Raw genomic sequence first — 18,564 nt, 5'->3', positions numbered from 1 at the left:
CGCCTGAACTTCAGGCGGGGGTTTCCGTCTGGAACGCATCGGGCTCCAACTCCTCCCAAAAGGCAAAAATGGCATTGGCGTTCAAACCTGATCGCCATCCGTGTTGCCGGAAGTTCTCTCGGTCTAGCTCGTCCGACAGAGTCGACATGAACAAGCGTTTGTCGGCATCCCGTTGAGTGGGGTTTCGCCGCGAAACCAGGTCTTCGACTATGGCCAGCTTGCGGGCACGCTCGGCGCGCTCCGCCACGCGCGCGGCATAAGCTTGATCTTCGCGCGCTTTCTCTTCCTCCCGCTGCTTGGCTGCGGCCAGCGCCTCGGGACTAGGCGGCTTCACGGTCTCTGCCGCGGGAGCCTTGTAGTCATCGCGCAGGGCGACCGAAAGATATCCCAGCGTTGATTTCACGTCCCCCTGCCCGGCTACATAGTCCAGCTTCTGCTGAACGTAATCCTCACCATGCTCAGAGATCCACTGCCGCGCCAGCCGATCGGACACCCCTTGTTTGCGCAAGGTTTTGTAGACCGCCAGGTTGCGCACCCCATCGCCGTCGTCGATCTCGAACATTGCCTTCTGCGGGTTCGCCTTGATCAGGAACCGAATGTCGGTGACGCTTCGGCCCTTCTTGCGGAACTCGGGCTCGATCAGAATATCCGAGCTTTTGTTCACCTCGGCCACAGCGGGTTTGATGATCTTGGCATTCAGGTGTTTGAAGCTCGTGTAATAGTCACTGCCGTCCACACCCATCAACTTGCGGAACACCTCGAGCGCCCACCACCCGGTCGACCCGGTACGGACGAAACGATAACAATTTTCATACAAGGCCAGCCCGTGCCCCGAGCTGAAATTGCGCTGGATATGCACATTGATCAACGCATAGATCTTCGGATCGTACAGCTTCTGCGCCAAGGCCGGGGAATAGGCGTATTCGCAGATCCCGCCCTTGAGCTTGGCGAAACTCAGCAACGACGACACGCCCCACTCTTGCCGACCTTTTTCATCGAGCATGTCCCATTCGGCCACTGTCTCGGCAAGAGCTCTCAGGCTGGCGCGCAGTGTGTCGAAGTCGTTCGAGTTGTAGCCTACCATCATCGCTAGGGTGCGAGCATCGATCGTATGGGTCTGCGCGGTGGTCAGAGAGTCGTAGGCATTGAGAAGCAACACATTGGACAGCTTGCGCTGCAACAGCGTCAGCTTGCCGCTGATATGGATCGCGGCCACATTCTTTTTCACCGTTTCCCGACGCAAAGCGCCTGAGAGGTGATCCATGTCCAGTTGTGTATCCGGCATGATTCTGCCCGGCTGCTCGTTTCCCAAGTTTGTGACACAAAAGGTACCCGTGGATCAACTGAATTTGGGTCCCCATATGCAGGACGGAGTGAATCCCGTAGACAGGTACCCATCCGAATCGGCGACCCAGTTATCCACAGAAGTGGGGGGCAATTGGTTCCAACTTGGAGTCGTGTCCCGCGTGGGCGGCGGTCATCGCAATCGGATTAGACCCTAAATAGTCCTCGATAGAGCCCAACCGCGAATCGGTGCCCTTCTCCCCGGATTCGGGAACCTTTGATCCTGTACGCAGGTGCCTTTGATCCCGAAGCCAGGAACCCTAAGTCCTGTATTCAGGTGCCGAAGCTTACGTAACTATATGTTTTATATAAGTTTTCTGTATGCAAAGAATCTAAATTCCTTAAAGAAAATAAACTTTTTGGTGTGCACCTCTTCATGAATTAATGCAGGTTTCGTCGCGAAACCGAGCTCTTCGGCATTCTTCTGTGGAAAACTGCTCTTTCGAGGATAGCGCAGAAGGAAAATGTTCGGTACATTTCCTGATATACGCCGGAAAGGCGAACATTATTCGAGGCATCGACAGTGACAAAATCTAAGCAACCTGCTCTCCCGCCGTACTTCAATCTGGATCCGGCCAAGGCTGCATCAAAGTTACCCGATCCTATCGGGACATCTCGATTCGCAAAAGCTGCAACCTTCTGTGCCAAAGGGCGCGAAGATCTGGCCCGCCGCGGGTATGCGCCCGATGGCGAAAAGCGCCTCCGCCGGTTTTCGATTTGGGAGATTACCAAGTACCTGATCCCGGTGGCTCCGGCCCACCTGCGCCGCGTCCTCAAGGCAAATCCTGACCTCCCGCAAGGCGAAGGCGAAGCAGGATCGAAATGGTTCACCCTCGAAGAAGTTCTGACCTTGAGGCGCCATTTCGCCGCCGAAGGTGTAAGCACCAAGGAATACCTGCCCTACCGGCCGGAAAATCTGCCGGCAAAAGTTGTTGCCGTTGCCAATTTCAAAGGTGGCGTTGGCAAGACGTCGACCGCTGCTCATCTGGCAATGTCGGCCGCGTTGGACGGTTATAAAGTGCTGGTGATTGATCTTGATAGCCAGGGATCCATGACGTCCATCCTAGGTGGTCGCGTCGCGGATGAATGGCAGACGGTTTTCCCCTTGATCGCAAAAGACTATGCGCGCGCGGTTCAGGAGGAGAACAGGGTCCGCGCGGCTGCCGGTCAACCCGAAATCCCATTGGATGAAACTCTGCAAGAGGCACTGAGGACCCAACCTCAGGATGTCATCCAGAAGACCCATTGGCCCAACATTGATCTCATTGGTGCTCAACTGAACCTCTATTGGGCTGAATTTCAGATCCCGGTCTGGCGGATGGGCCTTCGCAGTTGGCCGCTGTGGGACGGGCTCACCAACTTCTTGCAGGACGAGGCCGTATTGAATGATTACGACATCGTGTTCCTCGATACTCCTCCTGCACTTGGGTACCTAACGATCAATGCGCTGGCCGCAGCGGACATTTTGCTGGTGCCACTCGGAGCTTCATTCCTGGAATTTGATTCCACCGGGCGCTTCTTCGACATGCTCTACACCACATTCGCCAGTATCGAGGATGGCGAGAACGCGGCACAAAGGGCAGCCGGGTTGCCCGAACTCAAGTTCGAATGGGATGTCGTGCGCGCGATCATCACCCGGTTCGACGCCAGCCAGCAGACGGACATGGCCAACGTGATACAGGCGTATTTCGGTGACTTCATGAACGCCTATCGGCAGGATTACACCGCCTTGGTCGGTCAGGCCGGAGAACAGGTGAACGGAATCTATGAAGCGGACTACCGTGACTTTAACCGCGACACCTATGTCCGAGGGCGAGAGACCTTCGATCGGACCTACGCGGAATTCAAAGAAGTACTGATCGGGTGTTGGTGGCGCGACGCCCAGATGGGAGGACAGGCAGATGGCTAAACGCAGAAGACTGACGGCGCCGGATGCGGCGGAACTTGAACAACTCGAGGCTGGTTTCGCCGCGAAACCCTCGATCAGCCCGTTCGAGGCCAACCCGACAACTCCGCCAATCGCGCAGGTCGCGGCCGAGGCCGCAACGCTGAATGGCATGGCAGCAGTGACCGACCGCGCAACCCTTGCAAAAGACCAAGGCGACGCTGCGCGTTGGCGGGATGCCCAAGACGCCGGTCTGGTTGCAGAGATGTTACCCATCGACCAGATCGACGCCGATTTCTTGCGGCGCGACCGCATGGTCGATGACGAAGAGGCAATGTCCGAGCTGCTGGAATCTCTGCGCTCCAATGGGCTGCGGACGCCGATCGAGGTGACCAAAACCGAGGATGGCTATGGCCTGATTTCGGGCTATCGCCGGTTGGACGCCTTCCGCCGCTTGGCTGGCGGTGACCCGAAATTCGCCCAAATTCCTGCGTTCGTGCGCCAGGCTGGCGCAGGGCAGGGCGCCTATGTTTCGATGGTCGAGGAGAACGAACTTCGATCAAACCTCAGCCCGTATGAACGTGGGCGCATCGCAGTCCTCGCCGTGGGGCAGGGTGTCTTCCCGTCAACCGAAGCCGCCGTGGATGTTCTGTTCGCCGCAGCCTCCAAGGCCAAAAGGTCCAAGGTCCGCAGCTTTGCGGTGGTTCACGAAGCCTTGGGCGACTTACTGCAGTACCCGGTTGCGTTGTCGGAAAAGGCGGGTCTCAGGATTGCCGCGGCTATTCGGGATGGCGCGCAGACCAAGCTGAGGGAGGCCTTGTCTCGGGGTGAGGCGACGGACCCGAAATCGGAATTGGCCGTGATAGAGGCTGCGTTGAAGGAAGCGCCCGCACCGACTCAGGAAAAGCCGCGTGGGGGCCGCCCGAAACAGATTCAACGGCTGCCAATTCAGACGCTGCCCGGAGGCGGAGAGTTGCGAGCAGAGGTATCGGCGGGCGAATTGCGGATTCATCTTCGCGGTCGGACTCTGAGCGTTGACGAAGCCGCGCTGTTGTTGGACCGGCTGGCCGAGCATTTGGGCTGAGGATTATTAACCATTGGTTTGGCCTGTGCTTCCACCGGCCAAACCTTCCTGTAAACAGGTACCTTTCCGCTACTTTCCTTGTAGTGTGCAAAAGGGCATAATTATGATCATTATGACGGGCGCTAGTTTTGTTTCCAATAAGCCGGCGTTAAGCCCTTTTGACGCCAAACTGCCTCCGCTATGAATAGCGGAAAGGCAGACTGAAACTCGGATAGTGTGAACGTCGGCTGGGCCAACTCCGGCTGGATGTGTTCTTGATTGAATCCCGTTTGGCCCGCAGGTGCATTTCGCCAGCCAGTAGACGCAAATTCCGACTTGGGATAGGTTCTTGTTGGGGCAACAATGCGGGCGTTCCGCCTTGCATTGGCAATTAATACGCAACGCGCTGACTATAAGGGCCGGCATACGGTCGGACATATTTTAGCTTCGTCAGAAACCAGGTCTCTCTGACTGACGCCGATTGGACAAAAGGCAAAGCACATTGAAGTAATTTCGACCGAGGACTGAAGATGGCTGACATCAAGGCGTGGTTGGAGAAGTATTCCCTTGAGAAGTACCATGATGTGTTCGCCTCGAACGCGATCGAATTGGATGTTCTTGCCACCCTCACAGAAAATGACCTGGTCGAGCTTGGACTGAACCTCGGGGATCGCAAACGCATGATGCGGGCGATCGAGGCGCTTCGCTCGGATCAAGGTGGCGTTTCACATTCCGAGAATGCTCTCACGTCATCGCAAACTGGGCCTCACGCGCCTCAACCCACGGCATTGGAGGGTGTCCCCGAGCGCAGGTATCTGACTTTGGTCTTTGTCGATCTCGTTGGATCGACTGAATTGTCCAGTCATCTGGATCTTGAGGAGTACCGCTCCGTTCTGCACGACTATCAAGCCCTTTGTTTTGATGTCGTGACCCGGCACCAGGGGCACATTGCCCAATTCATCGGAGATGGAGTGGTTGCTTATTTCGGTTATCCGACGGTCGAAGAGAACGATGCGGAAAGGGCTGTTGCCGCCGGACTGGAAATCTGCGGCTCCATTGGTCGCATCAAACACGGCAAGGGTGAGGTCATCGGGGTTCGGGTCGGGATTTCTTCCGGGGAAGCCGTGGTTGACAATCACTCGACTTTAGGAGGTCTGGTGGTCGGTGAGGTGCCGAATTTGGCGGCCCGTATCCAGGAACTGGCGGACCCTGGGACGGTCGCCATCAGCGAGCACACCAAGCTGCTGATCGGGAGCAACTTTCGCTGCGAGTGGAAGGGGAAGCAAAGCCTCAAGGGGTTTGAGAACCCGATCGGCATCTGGAAAGTTCTGAGTGCGGAAGAGCCGATGCTGCGGTTTCAGGCGCGTCCCGGAGTTCAAGGCTCGCCCTTCGTCAACCGGGTCGATGAGGTTGCGACGATCAAGAAGCATTGGCAGGCCGCACTGAATGGAGAAGGGCAGGCGGTTATGGTTTCCGGTGAGGCCGGCATCGGAAAATCGCGTCTTGTCGAGGAAGCGACCCGCGGATTCGAAGAGCAACAATATCTGCGGCTTGGGTTCCAATGCTCGCCCAACCACGAGCGAAGTGCCCATTTCCCGGTTCTCAGCTGGATCAGCCACATGGCCGATTTCCGCAGAACCGACTCCGACCAGCGGAAGCTGCGCAAACTCAGGCAACTGTTTCAGGAATGGTCGGAGGTTCCGGAAGACTATCTTCCTTTGTTTGCCTATGCTATGTCGTTGCCGGTGGAGGCCGAGGAAGACCTGCTGAAACTGCCCTTTGACCGGCTCAAGCAGCAGTTTCAGGAGGCCTTGGTGCAGACCGTTGCTGCGCTGGCGCGGCATCGACCGGTTCTGTTGCTGTTTGAAGACCTGCATTGGATCGATCCCTCGACTGAGGAAATCATCGCTTTGTTGATCGAGCGCTTCAGGTCCATGCCCGTCATGATCATGTGCACGTTCCGCCCGTCCTACCATCCACCGTGGGAAGGCCGGGAGGGTGTCGTCCCGCTGACGATTTCCCGCCTCGACCGGGACCACGTCCACCAGATGCTGGATGCGCTTTTGCAGTCCAAGCAAGTGACACAGACCATGAAAGACCGGATCGCGAACAGGACGGATGGCGTCCCTCTGTTTGCGGAAGAGATGGCACGAATGATCCAGGACGGGTTCTTCGACCAGACGGACGCGTCCGCAATGCAGATGCAACAGGCACTGCCATCGACGCTCAAGGAACTGTTCTGGGCCATGTTCGACCGGCTGAGCACGGCCCGCGATATCGTGCCGGTCTGCGCCGCCATTGACCGCAACATCCTGCCTGCGATGGTCAGTTCGGTCAGCGGTCAATCGTACGAGGCAACCCTGCGCATGTTGGACGAGTTGGTCGAAGCGCAAATATTGGTGCGGCGCGGGGTCAATATGGGAGGTGCCTATGCGTTCCGCCATGCTTTGATACGGGACGCGGCCTATGACCTGATGTTGCCCAGTCGGGCGCGGGCGGTGCACAGCCGGATCGCCGAGGTCCTCGACACTTCGTTCAGTGACCTTGTGGGTCAGAACCCTGAATTGCTGGCCCAGCACTATGCCCGCGCGGACATGCCCAAACAGGCCCGGGACGCGTGGCGCCGGGCGGCAGTCATCTCGGGCGAGCGATTTGCCAACGAAGAGACCATCCACCATCTTGATGAAGCCTTGACGGAGAACGACAAAATCGCCCCAAGCCCCGAACGGGATCGAGAAGAGATTTCGCTGCGCAAGATGCTGAACGTGGCCCTCAGTACCAGGGCGTTCGGGTCGAAAGAGGTTTTGGCCAATCTGGATCGGTTCCGCCACCTGCTTGACCGTTCTTCCGCCAGTGTGACGGATGCGTTTCTGGCCGTGCATGTGCAGTTCGGTGCTCAGTTGACCCTGGGCGACCCGATGGGCGCGTTGGCTTTGTGTGATTACCTGGAGGAGGTCGCACGGCGCGCGGAAAACCCGACGATGGAGGCGCTCGCGGCGCACAATATCGGCATGAGCAACTTCATGCTTGGGCGTCTCGAGGTCGCAATCTCTGCTTTCGATCGTGCGATTGTGTTGCGCGGGGCAACCGGCCCGGACGATCTGCTGAATTATCACGAGGCAGACATATACTTGGTTGATCAGGCGATGCGGTGCTGGGCAATGGCGCTGCAAAGCGGAGACGGCGGAACGTTTCGCGCCGAGCTGGCGGAACTGGCTGGGCGGATCGGTCGTGAACCACACGATTTCACCCGGTGCTACGGGCTGAGCATCCTGGCGACCATCTATCAGATTTTGGGCGACACGGGTGCATTGCTGGATATGGTCAACCAGGCTCTCGAAATCAGTGGGCAACGGGAGTTCCACTACTGGGATGCCTGGGGCCGCATCCTGCACGGCTGGGCGCAGGCATCAGAAGGCCACCATGCCGAGGGGATCGCCGAGATCGCGGCCGGGATCGACGCCTATGTTGAAACAGGTTCAACTCAGATCGTTCTCTACGCTCAGACATTGCTCGCAGACGCGCACTTGATGGCTGGAGAGATTGCCGAGGGCTTGAAGGTGATCGAACTTGTGCGAGCGGGTGAGAAATCCTGGAGTGTCCGGTATCAGCTCCCGTTCACCGACCGGGTCGAGGCGGCCTTGCGCAATGCACAGTCCGAAGTCGCAATGAAGTGAGCCACCCGGTTCGACGCCCTTTTCGCGCCAGATCTATGGTCTAGACATAACTTCCGCAGGGCCGCCGAAAGGTGCAATTATTGAAACATATACGAAAATTTGATAGTGTTTGATGGCATTGTTTCGATTTTTAGATCAAAAAACTGGGGATAATCATGTTCAGACTTAAGGCTTTAGGCGTTTCAATTATTGGCGCAGCAATGGCGCTTGCAATCCACGGACCAGCAACGGCACAGGAGATTTTGTCCGAAGACGGAACCGTAAAATTTGAAGATGGGATACCGCAGTACTCCGGCGGCACCGAGTTGTTTACTTTTCAGTATCATCAAGTCGTCGATGAAAATGATCCTGAGAACCTGTTGTTTTCGGCTGACCGTCAGTTGGTTTCCTTGGATCCCGTTGAACTTTTCCGGGAATACGGAGACTCCACACGGGTTTTAGAAGCCCCCGGAATGTCGGCGCTTATGGCGCAGTCCCTGGAAGGCGGTTTTGCGTCGTCCTTTTCGGACATGGTTCTGACGGAACTTGCGGTGCTGCAGAAAAATTGTGTCGTCAACGGTGCTCCGATCCAAAGTGCAACCATCAAGCCGGTGTACAGCGTTCTGAGGCTTCACACGAACCCGATTAGAACAAACGCCGTGCTGAACATTTTTTCGTACAAGTTGCTGGAATGCAGTGAAGACGGAGTTGATATTTCCATCCCGCTCAAGCGTCGGTGGGTTATCTCGATTGGTTCTGGGTTGGAACAGGGGCCGATCGACAAGACAATCGGTGGGGTCCAAATGAACTACAAGATGTTCGCGCAGGGTAAATCGATCAAGCTGATGGCATATTATTCCAATCTGACACTGCATGGCGAAAGATGGGGACCGGATATGCGTCTAATTTCCGGGTTTGACCAACTCGGCAATGTCGACCCCAGAAACAAGTACTACACTCCGAAGGCCGCAAGTTGCCTTGATATCGACTTCAAGAACAAGCCGCCGAATGATGTTGACGTTTGGTCTGTTGCGCCCAGCGACATGAGGTTCTGCGCCCGTGGGTGCATCCCCGGAGATGTCAGCGCCACCAAGTAAGGCTGCTTCTGTTCCTGCTTGACCAAACCGCAGACCCTGCGCCCGCGACATTTGTCGACTGATCAAGGCGCAGGGTTTCCCAAAATTTTCCCCCGTCCGCGATCAGGCGGCACACCCTGATCGGAGATCCAGACATTTTCGGGCATGGCGCCTGTTTGCCAGGACTGGGCGATCGGGATGCCGCCACGTGGATACCAGTACCCTCCAATCCACAACCATCGCTGCGTCGGAAACCTGACTCGGCGCCGGGCAATGGAACCGGTGCAGTCCTCTTGGAAGGCGCCGTGGTTTCGGATCGATCCCAGAAACAGTTTCAGCGACTTCGACCTGACAAGCCGGTCCCCCGGAATGTAATCGATCGCCAGATGGGCAAAGTCAGACTGTCGCTTCATCGGGCAGAGCGAAGTGAACGCGGGCGCGGTGAAGCGCATGCATTATTCGAGATCGGCTTTTGGATTCTGAATCCCTGTTTGCAACCTGGGTAGGCTGCAACCGGGATGCGCAGTGTTTAAAGGTGGGCAATCTACTGCCAAGCCGAAACGTTTCGTAGTCTCGAACGTCTCTGAGTTTTCTGCTGAATATTGCGCATTTTCCGGTGTCCGGCGGGTCACCGCATGACAAAAGGATCAGGAATAGGGTCGTCGCTGGTGCGCAGCCAAACGGACTTGATTTTTGTGTAGTCCAGGGCAGCCTGCAACCCGCCCTCGCGCCCGTGTCCGGACAATCCATGCCCCCCAAAAGGAGCGATCGGGCTGACCGCGCGGTAGGTGTTGACCCAGACAATACCCGCTCGGATTGACCGAACCATCCGATGGGCCCGTGCGAGGTTTTGCGTGAACACTCCCGAGGCCAGGCCAAACCGGGTATCGTTTGCAATCGCGATGGCCTCATCCTCTGTTTCGAAAGAAACGACCGACAGGACGGGGCCGAAGAATTCGTGCGTCAGGCAATCAGCATCGCGCGCCCGACTGCAATCCAGAATGGTCGGTGGAAAGTAGAATCCCGCGCGATCAAGTGGCTGGCCGCCGGTAATCAATTGCGCGCCTTGGGCCTGAGACCGGGTGACAAGTTCGGCGGCCCAATTCTGCTGTCGCTGCGTGCACAGAGGTCCGACTTCGGTCGCCATCTCATCCGGTGCGCCGATCACGACCGATTCGGCCTTTTGCCGCAGACGGTCCAGGACCGCGTCCTTGATCGATGCTTGAACCACAAGCCGCGACCCGGCAACGCAGCTTTGACCCGACGCTGCGAAAATTCCGGAGACCTGAGCGTTGACCGCACTGTCCAGATCCGCATCCTCGAACACGATGAAGGGTGACTTTCCACCCAGCTCCAACGAGGTCGACGCCAGGTTTTCCGCCGAGTTCCGCACGATATGCCGTGCCGTTTCCGGCCCGCCGGTAAAGGCGACATGGGCAATTTTTTCGTGCCGGGTCAAGGCAGCGCCGACATCGGGCCCGCCCGTCAGGACATTCAGAACGCCTTCGGGAAATCCGGCCTTGTGAAAAATCCGCGCGAATTCCAGCATTGGGGCAGGGGCCTCCTCCGAGGCCTTCAGCACCACAGTGCAACCGGCCGCCAGGGCCGGGCCGATCTTGACCGCCGACAGGAACAATTGCGAGTTCCAGGGCACGATCGCAGCGACAACCCCCACGGGTTCTCGCCGCAGCCAAACCTCCATATCTAGCTTGTCGATGGGCAGGTGGGCGCCTTCGATCTTGTCCGCGAGTCCCGCGTAGTAACGATAGTAATCCGCGACATAGGCGATCTGCGCCGAGGTTTCGCGGATGATTTTGCCTGTATCGCGGGTTTCCAGCTCGGCCAGTCCGGGCGCGTTTTCGGCGATCAGATCTGCCAATCGGAATAGCAGCTTGCCCCGCGCAGTTGCGGTCAATGACGCCCATTCCGGGGAATTCAAGGCCTTGTCCGCAGCCATCACGGCCTGGTCCACATCGGCTTGGCTGGCGGCGGGCATCTGCGCCCATGCCTCACCTGTGGATGGATCTAAACTTTCGAACCAGGTGTCGCCATCGCGGAAAGTGCCGCCGATATAGTTCTGAAACCGTTGCATCCAGAAATCCCCTATTGAAAGGCCGGCATCACATCCTTGATGAAACGCTCCAACGAGGCCTTTTTGCGTTCAAACGGCATGCTGGAGTCGATCCAGAATGAATACTCGTCATACCCCAATTCCTCGCATCTCCGAAGCCGGTCGATAACGGTATCGGCTGTTCCGATGACAAGGTCGCGCTCCATGTTCTGGGGCGAATAGAACGGATGCTCGGCTATATCGGCATCACTCAGCGGGGCAATCAGCCCCTGGGTAACGTCACGCTTGTTCATGAACCATGCGCCGAAATAGCAGTAGAACCGGTTCAACTCGATGGCGGCCTGTTTCACGTCGTTCTGATCTTCGGCCACATAAGTGTGGCGCAGCAACATGATCTTGGGGCGCGGCGTGTCAGGATACTTTGCACAGGCGGCATTGAACTTGGCCATCAGGTCGATGACCTCGTCGTCGCCGTTCCACAATGGCGTGACCTGTACGTTGCACCCTGAGCGTACGGCGAATTCGTGGCTGTTGGGGTCGCGTGCGGCCACCCAGATGGGCGGCCCACCAGGTTGCAGGGGCAGGGGCGACGAGGTGGTCCTGGGAAATTGGTGGAATTCGCCGTCATGGGCGTAGTCTCCCTGCCAGAGCTGTTTCACGGCGGGGACGAGTTCGCGCATGCGCTGTCCGGCTTCCCAGGCATCCATGCCAGGCATCATGCGTTCGTATTCGTAACTGTAGGCACCGCGGGCAATGCCCAGATCCAGCCGTCCGTCGGTTATGATGTCCGTCATCGCGGCCTCGCCTGCCAACCGGATCGGATGCCAGAACGGCGCGATCACGGTGCCGGTGCCCAGCCGGACATTCCGGGTGTGCCGAGCCACGTCAATCAGGCTGAGGAAAGGGTTGGGCGCGATTGTAAAGTTCATCCCGTGGTGTTCGCCTGTCCAGACGGCATGCATCCCTCCGTCGTCGGCGATTTTGCACAGTTGGATGAACTCGTCATACAATTGCTTCTGGTCCTGCTCTGGCGAAATCCGCTCCATATGCGCAAACAGCGAGAACTTCATTTCAACTCCCCCGAACCAACGGTTTGACCCGTCCGCTGGTTTCATCTCCGTAGTATATGCCGAAATTGCCCAAACGGCTTTCTCGGGCAAAACGTTCCAGCATCGTACAGATGGCCGGGTCCGCGACATCCATCAGCGTCGACACGACGAGCTGCGTAAAAGCCCCGTTAGCTGGGGTGCCGTCCTCGGCTTGGCAAAGGAACGAGATATGCTGTCGTCGCGACTTGTCCTGGTAGACCGAATAGATGAAGCCCGGTTCTGCCTTGATCCCACATCCCGCGATCAGCTGGGCCAGCGCAGTATCGGCGCCGTTCGCCATGTCCTCGGTTGCCGGAATGGTCAGTCCGCCGTTGCCATCGTCCAGCAGCAGAATCTGGCCGTCCCGCTCGATCAGCGCGGAAACCACGACGCCCGCGCGACGGTTCAGCACCCGGGCTTCGGCGGCAGGCGTCACGTAGGCGCCGCGGGCATAGCCCAGGCCCGGTGCGATCGAGTGGTCGAAGGCCTCGACCCGACCGATCAGGATCAGGTGGTCGCCGGCCTCGACCGTCTTGAAAACCGAGCAGTCAAACCAGGCTGAAACCCCGGCAAGAATTGGTGCGCCGTTGGGTCCGGGCTTCCACTCGACACCGGCAAACCGGTCCTGTGAAGGGCGTGCGAAGGCGTTCGAAACGCTGATCTGATCCTCCGACAGGATGTTGACGGCGAAACCGGCGGCTTCAGAGAATGTGTTGAAATTGCTGGAGGTATTGGCAAGACAGACCGATACCAGCGGAGGGTCCAGCGAAACCGAGGAAAAGGAATTGGCGGTAAAGCCGATCGGTCGGCCGGATTTGTCATGGGTCGTGACCACCGTGACACCGGTCAGAAAGGTTCCGAACGCGCTGCGCAGGGCGCGAGGGTCGAAATCGGTCATGCGGGCGACCTTTCGTGCGTTGGGGTCTTCAGCCATTGAACAAGGGCCGCGTTGACAGTCTTTGGATCAGTGAGGTTCACCATGTGCCGATGACCCTCGACGACAACCGCCTGCCCCTTGGCGGCCGCGGCGATGGCGCGGGCCATATCGGGTGTGGAATTCGGATCCTCAGCACCCGTCAACGCCAGCAAGGGGCAAGAGATCTGAGGGTAGCGATCGGCGTAGACCATGTCGCCCCGGGCAAAGGCATCGTAGGCCGTCGCATAGCCGTCTATGTCGACCGCGGCCAACCATGCGGCGACTCTGTCCCGAGCGGCGCGGTCGGCCGGACCGATTGCGAACCAGCGTTGCAGTGGGGTTTCCAGATCAAACCTTCCGGCGCTGATCAAGCCGGCGCGCGCCAGCACAGAGTCCCGGGCCTGATCGTCCCGACGAAACACTCCGTTCAGCAAGGCGACGCGCCGGACCCGATCGGGATGTTCGACCGCAAACCCGCCGGCAATCAGTGCGCCCATCGAATGACCGGCAAGGTTCACGCAATCCAGGTTCAAAGCGTCCAGCGCCGCCCGCAGCCACTCCACAAATGCTGGTAACTGCGCCCCCGCAGCGATCGGGCCGGACTGGCCATGCCCTGGCAGATCCAGTGCGTAGACCGCGTGCAAGTCGGACAAGGCATCGATCTGCGGTACCCAGGCCTCCGACTGCATACCGACCCCGTGCAACAGGACCAAAGGTTCGCCATCGGGGGGGCCGGCGAAGCGCAAGCCTAGGCGCCCGAATGGTTCAGACAGCTGCCGGATTGTCGACGTCATGTCCCAAATCCTTCAGATCCTGATAACGATCTCCGATACGGTGATGCGGGCGCCCTCCGATCGAAGCACCCAAAGCGATCATGATCTCATCCGGGGCCGGAGCGTCGGCGACCTGCAGGTGGATGGTCAGATAGTGGCTGCGCCGCCCACCATCATTCTTGTCCATCAGGGGAATTTGCATGGCCGCATTCGCCGGTCCGCGCGTGTTGGTGAAGGCAAGGTAGGATTTTGCGCCGACCGCCTCGCGATAGGCATTTCCAAACCTCAGGGTATGGATCAGGGCCGACCCGTGCTCGACCTCGCCATTCACTCCGACAACGGCGGCTTTGCCATAGGCTTCAACCCGGTCACCGCCGCCGGATGCCTCGAGAATCATCTCGGTCAGCATGTGGCCCAGCCCCGGAGCGCAATCGTGTATCTCTGGACGCAGATCTTCGACAAAGCCGCGGCCGGCCCAGGGGTTGGTCACAACGGCGACCGCCGCGATCAAGGTCAGAGGGCGCTCGGCGGTTTTGCCACCTTCGATCAGCGTGTTTTCGACATGCAGCAGTGTTTTACGAATGGTGGCGGGCATCGCAAAGGTCCTGTGATTCCGTTTCTGGCATGATGGTATACCATAAGACAGGATGTCAATCATACCTTGCTGAGGCAACGCGCGACCGATAGATTCCCGTCCATGACATCGCCAAGACTGACCAAGATCGATCATCCACGGGCAACCCTGCGCGACATGGTGCAGGAGCGCATGCGCGAGGCCATCATCGAAGGTGTCTTCCAGCCCGGCGAACGGCTGGTGGAACGTCCGCTATGTGATCAGCTTGGTGTCAGCAGGACAGTCATCCGGGAAACGATCCGCTACCTCGAGGCCGAAGGCCTGGTCGAAATTCTGCCCGGGCGCGGGCCGATCGTGGCTTCGATCACACGGGATGAGGCACGGCAGATCTACGATATCCGCCGCATGCTGGAAACCGCGGCCGCCGAGAACTGCGCGCGCAACATCACATCAGACAGGGCCAGTAGCCTGCATGGGGCGCTGGTGCGGCTCAAGCAGGGCTTCGTGGACAAGACGCCGGGCTCGATCTTCCGCGCCACTTCCGATTTCTACTCAGAGATTTTTGAGGGGGCAGGGCATAATGTGGCCTGGGATGTGGTCCAGCGCCTGAACGGTCGGATCAGCCGGTTGCGGATGATGACCTTGACGGCAACAGAACGCGACCGCCCCGGGATCGAGCATATGGAGGCCATCTGTTCCGCGATTCAGTCAGGCGACCCTTCCGCCGCGCGCCGAGCCGTCGAACGGCATCTGGACGATGCGGCGTCGGTTGCCGAATCCCTGTTCGATGCAGAAGAGGGCCTGGGCAAAGCCGCAAACAGCTAGATCATGCACCGGTCAGAGTTGGGCGCCCAGATACGTCGTCAGGGCCTGACGCGCTCCCTGATCCCAGATCACCCTGAGCCAACGGTCAAACGCATCGCGAAACGCGCCGGATTGTGACAGGTCCTGATAGTACTGGGTCTGCTCAAGCCAGGTGGTCGGGTTGTCGCGGGCCGCGTTGGCCGAGGTGACCAGATCGGACCAGTTGGGATCGTTGGGTTCGATGACACTTCCATCCTCGCGGGTGCCGGCGCACATGCGGGCCCACAGCGCCTCGACCAGGGCCAGCCCATTGACCGGCGCGCTGGCAGCCAACGCATCATAGACGGTGGGAAGTACAAAACCCACATGCCGGGATGATCCGTCAAAAGCAACGCGACGCGTGGTGTCGACGATGGCTGGATTGCGGAACCGCTCCTCGATCAAGGTTACGTAGTCCGCAACCGACTGATTGGGCACCGGACGCACGAAAGGCGCGATTTCTTCGACCAAAACCTTTCGGAAGAATGCTGAAACCAGTGGATCGGCCATGCAGTCTGCGATCGTGCCCAGATTCAGGATATCGCCGACATTGGCCAGAACCTGGTGGCCCGCGTTCAAAATGCGCAGCTTCATGACCTCATAGTCATGAACGCGGTCGGTAAATGTGGCGCCGACCTTGTCCCAATCCGGCCGCCCGGCGCAGAAGGCATCCTCGATCACCCATTGGCGGAAGCTTTCATGGGTGACAGGGGCGGCGTCGTCGATCCCCAGCGCGCGCACCAGCTCCAGCTCGGTCGGGCCGGTGGCGGGCACTATGCAATCGACCATCGAATTGGGAAAGGTGCATTGCGTGTTGATCCAGTCGGCCAGATCCACGTCCGATAGTCGCGCCAGCCCCACCACCGCCTGACGCAGAACCTGCCCGTTGCCGATCAGGTTGTCGCAGCTCAGCCCGGTCAGCGGACCAACGCCTGCATCGCGCCGCCGTCGCAGGCCCGCGACGATGGCACCGAAGGCGGTGCGCGGACGGTCGGGGTTGGCGGCATCGTGGCGGATGTCGGGGTGGTCGGTGTCCAGCCCTTTGGTCACAGGGTGCACGAAATAGCCGCCCTCGGTCACGGTCAGCGAGACGATGCGGATCGCCGGATCGGCCAGTTGCGCGATCAGCGGGCCGTTGTCCTCTTGCGGGGGCAGGTAATCGATCATCGCGCCCGTCACCTCGGCACGACGCTGGCCCTCGGTCAGCTCGACCAGCGTGGTCAGACAGTCCTGCGCCAGCAGCTTGCGCCGCATCTCGGCGTCATAGGCGCGCACGCCGGCGCCGATGATGGCCCAATCCTGCGCCGCGCCCTGTTGCATCAGCCGGTGCAGGTACCAAGCCTGATGCGCGCGATGAAAATTGCCCACCCCGATATGCACGATCCCCGGCGTCAGTGCCGCGCGATCGTATTCGGGCCGCAGCACGCCCTTGGGCAACGCGTCCAAATTGGCCTGACACAACCGGACCGGTCGGGTATCCGCAGGGCGCTCCACCATCAGCTCATCCAATTTCCACCATCCACGTTGTATGTCTGGGCCACGATGTAATCGGCCTCGGACGAGGCCAGAAAGACCGCCATTCCGGTCAGGTCCTCGGCCCGGCCCATCCGGCCGAAGGGCACCGCTTCGCCCACTTCCTTCTTTTTCTGACCCGGCGCCTTGCCCTCGTATTTGGCAAAGAAGGCATCGACGCCGTCCCAGTGCTCGCCATCCACCACGCCGGGGGCGATGGCATTCACGTTGATCCCGTGTTTGATCAGGTTCAGCCCCGCCGATTGGGTCAGGCTGATCACCGCCGCCTTGCTGGCGCAATAGACCGCCACGAGCGGCTCGCCCCGGCGGCCGGCCTGGCTGGCCATGTTGATGATCTTGCCGCCGGTACCCTGCTCGATCATCTGGCGCGCGACTGCCTGCATCGTGAACAGGGTGCCGGCGACGTTGATGTCGAACACGCGCTGGTAATCCGCGCGGGTGATTTCCACGATCGGGGCGGCGGTGAAGATCGCGGCGTTGTTGATCAGGATGTCGATCCCGCCCATCCGCGCCGCGGCGTCGGCCACGCCCGCCTCGATGCTGTCCTGCTGCGAGACATCCATTTCGACCGCAATCGCCTGAGGCCCGATCTCGCGCGTGGCTTTGCGCGCCTGCTGCACGTCGATGTCGGCCAGCGCCACCTGCGCGCCCTCGGCGGCATAGGCCCGGGCAAAGGCCAGCCCGATGCCCCGCGCCGCCCCGGTGATCAGGGCCCGTTTTCCCACCAGCCGGTTCATGCGATCCGCAGCCCCGCCGCGTCGAACCGGTGGATCTTGTCCTCCTCCGGCGTCAGATGGATTGTGTCGCCGTGGCGCAGGCCGACCTCGCCGCCGGCGCGTACGGTCATTGGCTCGGCGAAGCCGTCCACATGGACGTGAAAGAACGTGTCCGAGCCCAGATGTTCGGACACCCCGACCGTGCCTTTCCACAGGCCCTCGCTGGGCGAGGCGGCAATGTGCTCGGGGCGGACGCCGATCGTGTGGGCGCCGTGTTTGTCGGCCTCGGGGCCTTCGATGAAATTCATCTTGGGCGAGCCGATGAAGCCGGCCACGAACTTGTTGCGCGGCGCGCGGTACAGTTCGAGCGGCGAGCCCACCTGTTCAATCACCCCCGCCTGAAGGACCACGATCTTGTCGGCCATGGTCATGGCCTCGACCTGGTCATGCGTGACGTAGATCATCGTGGTTTCCAGCCGGTTGTGCAGCTCGGATATCTCCAGCCGCATGCCCACGCGCAGTGCGGCGTCCAGGTTCGACAGCGGCTCGTCGAACAGGAAGGCCGCCGGTTCGCGCACGATGGCGCGGCCGATGGCGACCCGCTGGCGCTGGCCGCCCGACAGCTGGCCGGGGCGGCGGTCCAGATAGTCGGTCAGGTTCAGAACCTCGGCCGCCTGTTCCACGCGGCGGTCCTGCTCGGCCTTGTCCAGCCCGGCCATCCGCAGCGGAAAGGCGATGTTCTTGCGCACGGTCATGTGCGGATACAGTGCATAGGACTGGAACACCATGGCCAGGCCCCGCTTGGCCGGCGGCACCGCGGTGGCGTCCTGATCGTCGATCAGGATTCGGCCGCCACTGACGTCCTCAAGCCCCGCGATCAGGCGCAGCAGGGTGGATTTCCCGCAGCCCGAGGGGCCCACGAACACCACGAATTCGCCGTCGTTGATTTCGAGATTCAGCGGGGGAATGACTTCCACGTCGCCAAAGCTCTTGCTGACTTTCTCAAGTACGATGCGTCCCATGTGT

General features: G+C 59.6%; 14 protein-coding genes and 1 pseudogene. 5 read left to right on the top strand and 10 right to left on the bottom strand.

Annotated features, from left to right (window positions below):
• Positions 1–10: 10 nt before the first annotated feature.
• A complete protein-coding gene (locus ACR0NY_RS14550; protein ID WP_170341716.1) occupies positions 11–1,285 on the bottom strand; it encodes a replication initiation protein in 1,275 nt (424 codons plus the stop codon).
• Positions 1,286–1,867: 582 nt separating this feature from the next.
• Between ACR0NY_RS14550 and ACR0NY_RS14545 the strand changes: the two genes are divergently transcribed.
• The 4 genes from ACR0NY_RS14545 (at position 1,868) to ACR0NY_RS14530 (ending at position 9,045) form a co-directional block, all read left to right on the top strand.
• Positions 1,868–3,253, top strand: a complete 1,386-nt coding sequence (locus ACR0NY_RS14545) for an AAA family ATPase (RefSeq protein WP_170341760.1) — start codon at positions 1,868–1,870, stop codon at positions 3,251–3,253.
• Positions 3,246–4,313 carry a ParB/RepB/Spo0J family partition protein gene (locus ACR0NY_RS14540; protein WP_170369514.1) on the top strand — a complete coding sequence of 356 codons (1,068 nt, stop codon included), beginning with the start codon at positions 3,246–3,248 and terminating at the stop codon, positions 4,311–4,313. The genes ACR0NY_RS14545 and ACR0NY_RS14540 overlap by 8 nt, the downstream gene beginning before the upstream one ends.
• Before the next feature lie 509 nt (positions 4,314–4,822).
• Positions 4,823–7,969, top strand: coding sequence for an adenylate/guanylate cyclase domain-containing protein (locus ACR0NY_RS14535; RefSeq protein WP_170369513.1), 3,147 nt, complete (start codon positions 4,823–4,825; stop codon positions 7,967–7,969).
• Positions 7,970–8,124: 155 nt separating this feature from the next.
• Complete coding sequence (locus tag ACR0NY_RS14530; protein ID WP_170369511.1) at positions 8,125–9,045, top strand: hypothetical protein; 921 nt, start codon at positions 8,125–8,127, stop codon at positions 9,043–9,045.
• Between the two features lie 62 nt (positions 9,046–9,107).
• On the opposite strand, the pseudogene queF reads toward ACR0NY_RS14530, so the two are convergent.
• From queF to ACR0NY_RS14500, 6 genes and pseudogenes are all read right to left on the bottom strand, one after another.
• Positions 9,108–9,476, bottom strand: a pseudogene (gene queF / locus ACR0NY_RS14525) (preQ(1) synthase); the annotation flags it as partial.
• Between the two features lie 176 nt (positions 9,477–9,652).
• A complete protein-coding gene (locus ACR0NY_RS14520) occupies positions 9,653–11,116 on the bottom strand; it encodes an aldehyde dehydrogenase (protein WP_170369507.1) in 1,464 nt (487 codons plus the stop codon).
• A gap of 11 nt (positions 11,117–11,127) precedes the next feature.
• Complete coding sequence (locus ACR0NY_RS14515) at positions 11,128–12,165, bottom strand: LLM class flavin-dependent oxidoreductase (RefSeq protein WP_170369505.1); 1,038 nt, start codon at positions 12,163–12,165, stop codon at positions 11,128–11,130.
• Between the two features lies 1 nt (position 12,166).
• A complete protein-coding gene (locus ACR0NY_RS14510; RefSeq protein ID WP_170369503.1) occupies positions 12,167–13,081 on the bottom strand; it encodes a flavin reductase family protein in 915 nt (304 codons plus the stop codon).
• A complete protein-coding gene (locus tag ACR0NY_RS14505; RefSeq protein WP_170369501.1) occupies positions 13,078–13,893 on the bottom strand; it encodes an alpha/beta fold hydrolase in 816 nt (271 codons plus the stop codon). The genes ACR0NY_RS14510 and ACR0NY_RS14505 overlap by 4 nt, the downstream gene beginning before the upstream one ends.
• A complete protein-coding gene (locus ACR0NY_RS14500) occupies positions 13,865–14,467 on the bottom strand; it encodes an amino acid synthesis family protein (protein ID WP_170341733.1) in 603 nt (200 codons plus the stop codon). The genes ACR0NY_RS14505 and ACR0NY_RS14500 overlap by 29 nt, the downstream gene beginning before the upstream one ends.
• Positions 14,468–14,569: 102 nt before the next feature.
• On the opposite strand from ACR0NY_RS14500, the gene ACR0NY_RS14495 reads away from it, so the two are divergent.
• The gene (locus ACR0NY_RS14495) at positions 14,570–15,271 is read left to right on the top strand and encodes a GntR family transcriptional regulator (RefSeq protein WP_170341735.1); all 702 of its coding nucleotides are present in this window, start codon (positions 14,570–14,572) and stop codon (positions 15,269–15,271) included.
• 12 nt (positions 15,272–15,283) lie between these two features.
• Here ACR0NY_RS14495 and ACR0NY_RS14490 read toward each other — a convergent pair whose 3' ends face one another.
• From ACR0NY_RS14490 to ACR0NY_RS14480, 3 genes are read right to left on the bottom strand one after another with little or no spacing between them, the layout of a single operon-like run.
• A complete protein-coding gene (locus ACR0NY_RS14490; RefSeq protein ID WP_170369499.1) occupies positions 15,284–16,786 on the bottom strand; it encodes a mannitol dehydrogenase family protein in 1,503 nt (500 codons plus the stop codon).
• Positions 16,786–17,559 (bottom strand): L-iditol 2-dehydrogenase, encoded by a 774-nt coding sequence (locus ACR0NY_RS14485; RefSeq protein ID WP_170369498.1) that lies wholly within the window; start codon positions 17,557–17,559, stop codon positions 16,786–16,788. The genes ACR0NY_RS14490 and ACR0NY_RS14485 overlap by 1 nt, the downstream gene beginning before the upstream one ends.
• Positions 17,556–18,560, bottom strand: coding sequence for an ABC transporter ATP-binding protein (locus ACR0NY_RS14480; RefSeq protein ID WP_170369496.1), 1,005 nt, complete (start codon positions 18,558–18,560; stop codon positions 17,556–17,558). Before ACR0NY_RS14480 ends, ACR0NY_RS14485 begins: the two co-directional genes overlap by 4 nt.
• Between the last annotated feature and the right edge of the window lie 4 nt (positions 18,561–18,564).

This window comes from Ruegeria sp. BJ5, assembly GCF_056537865.1.
Note: the sequence above shows the minus strand (reverse complement) of the source record. Positions and strands in the feature narration are given on the sequence as shown.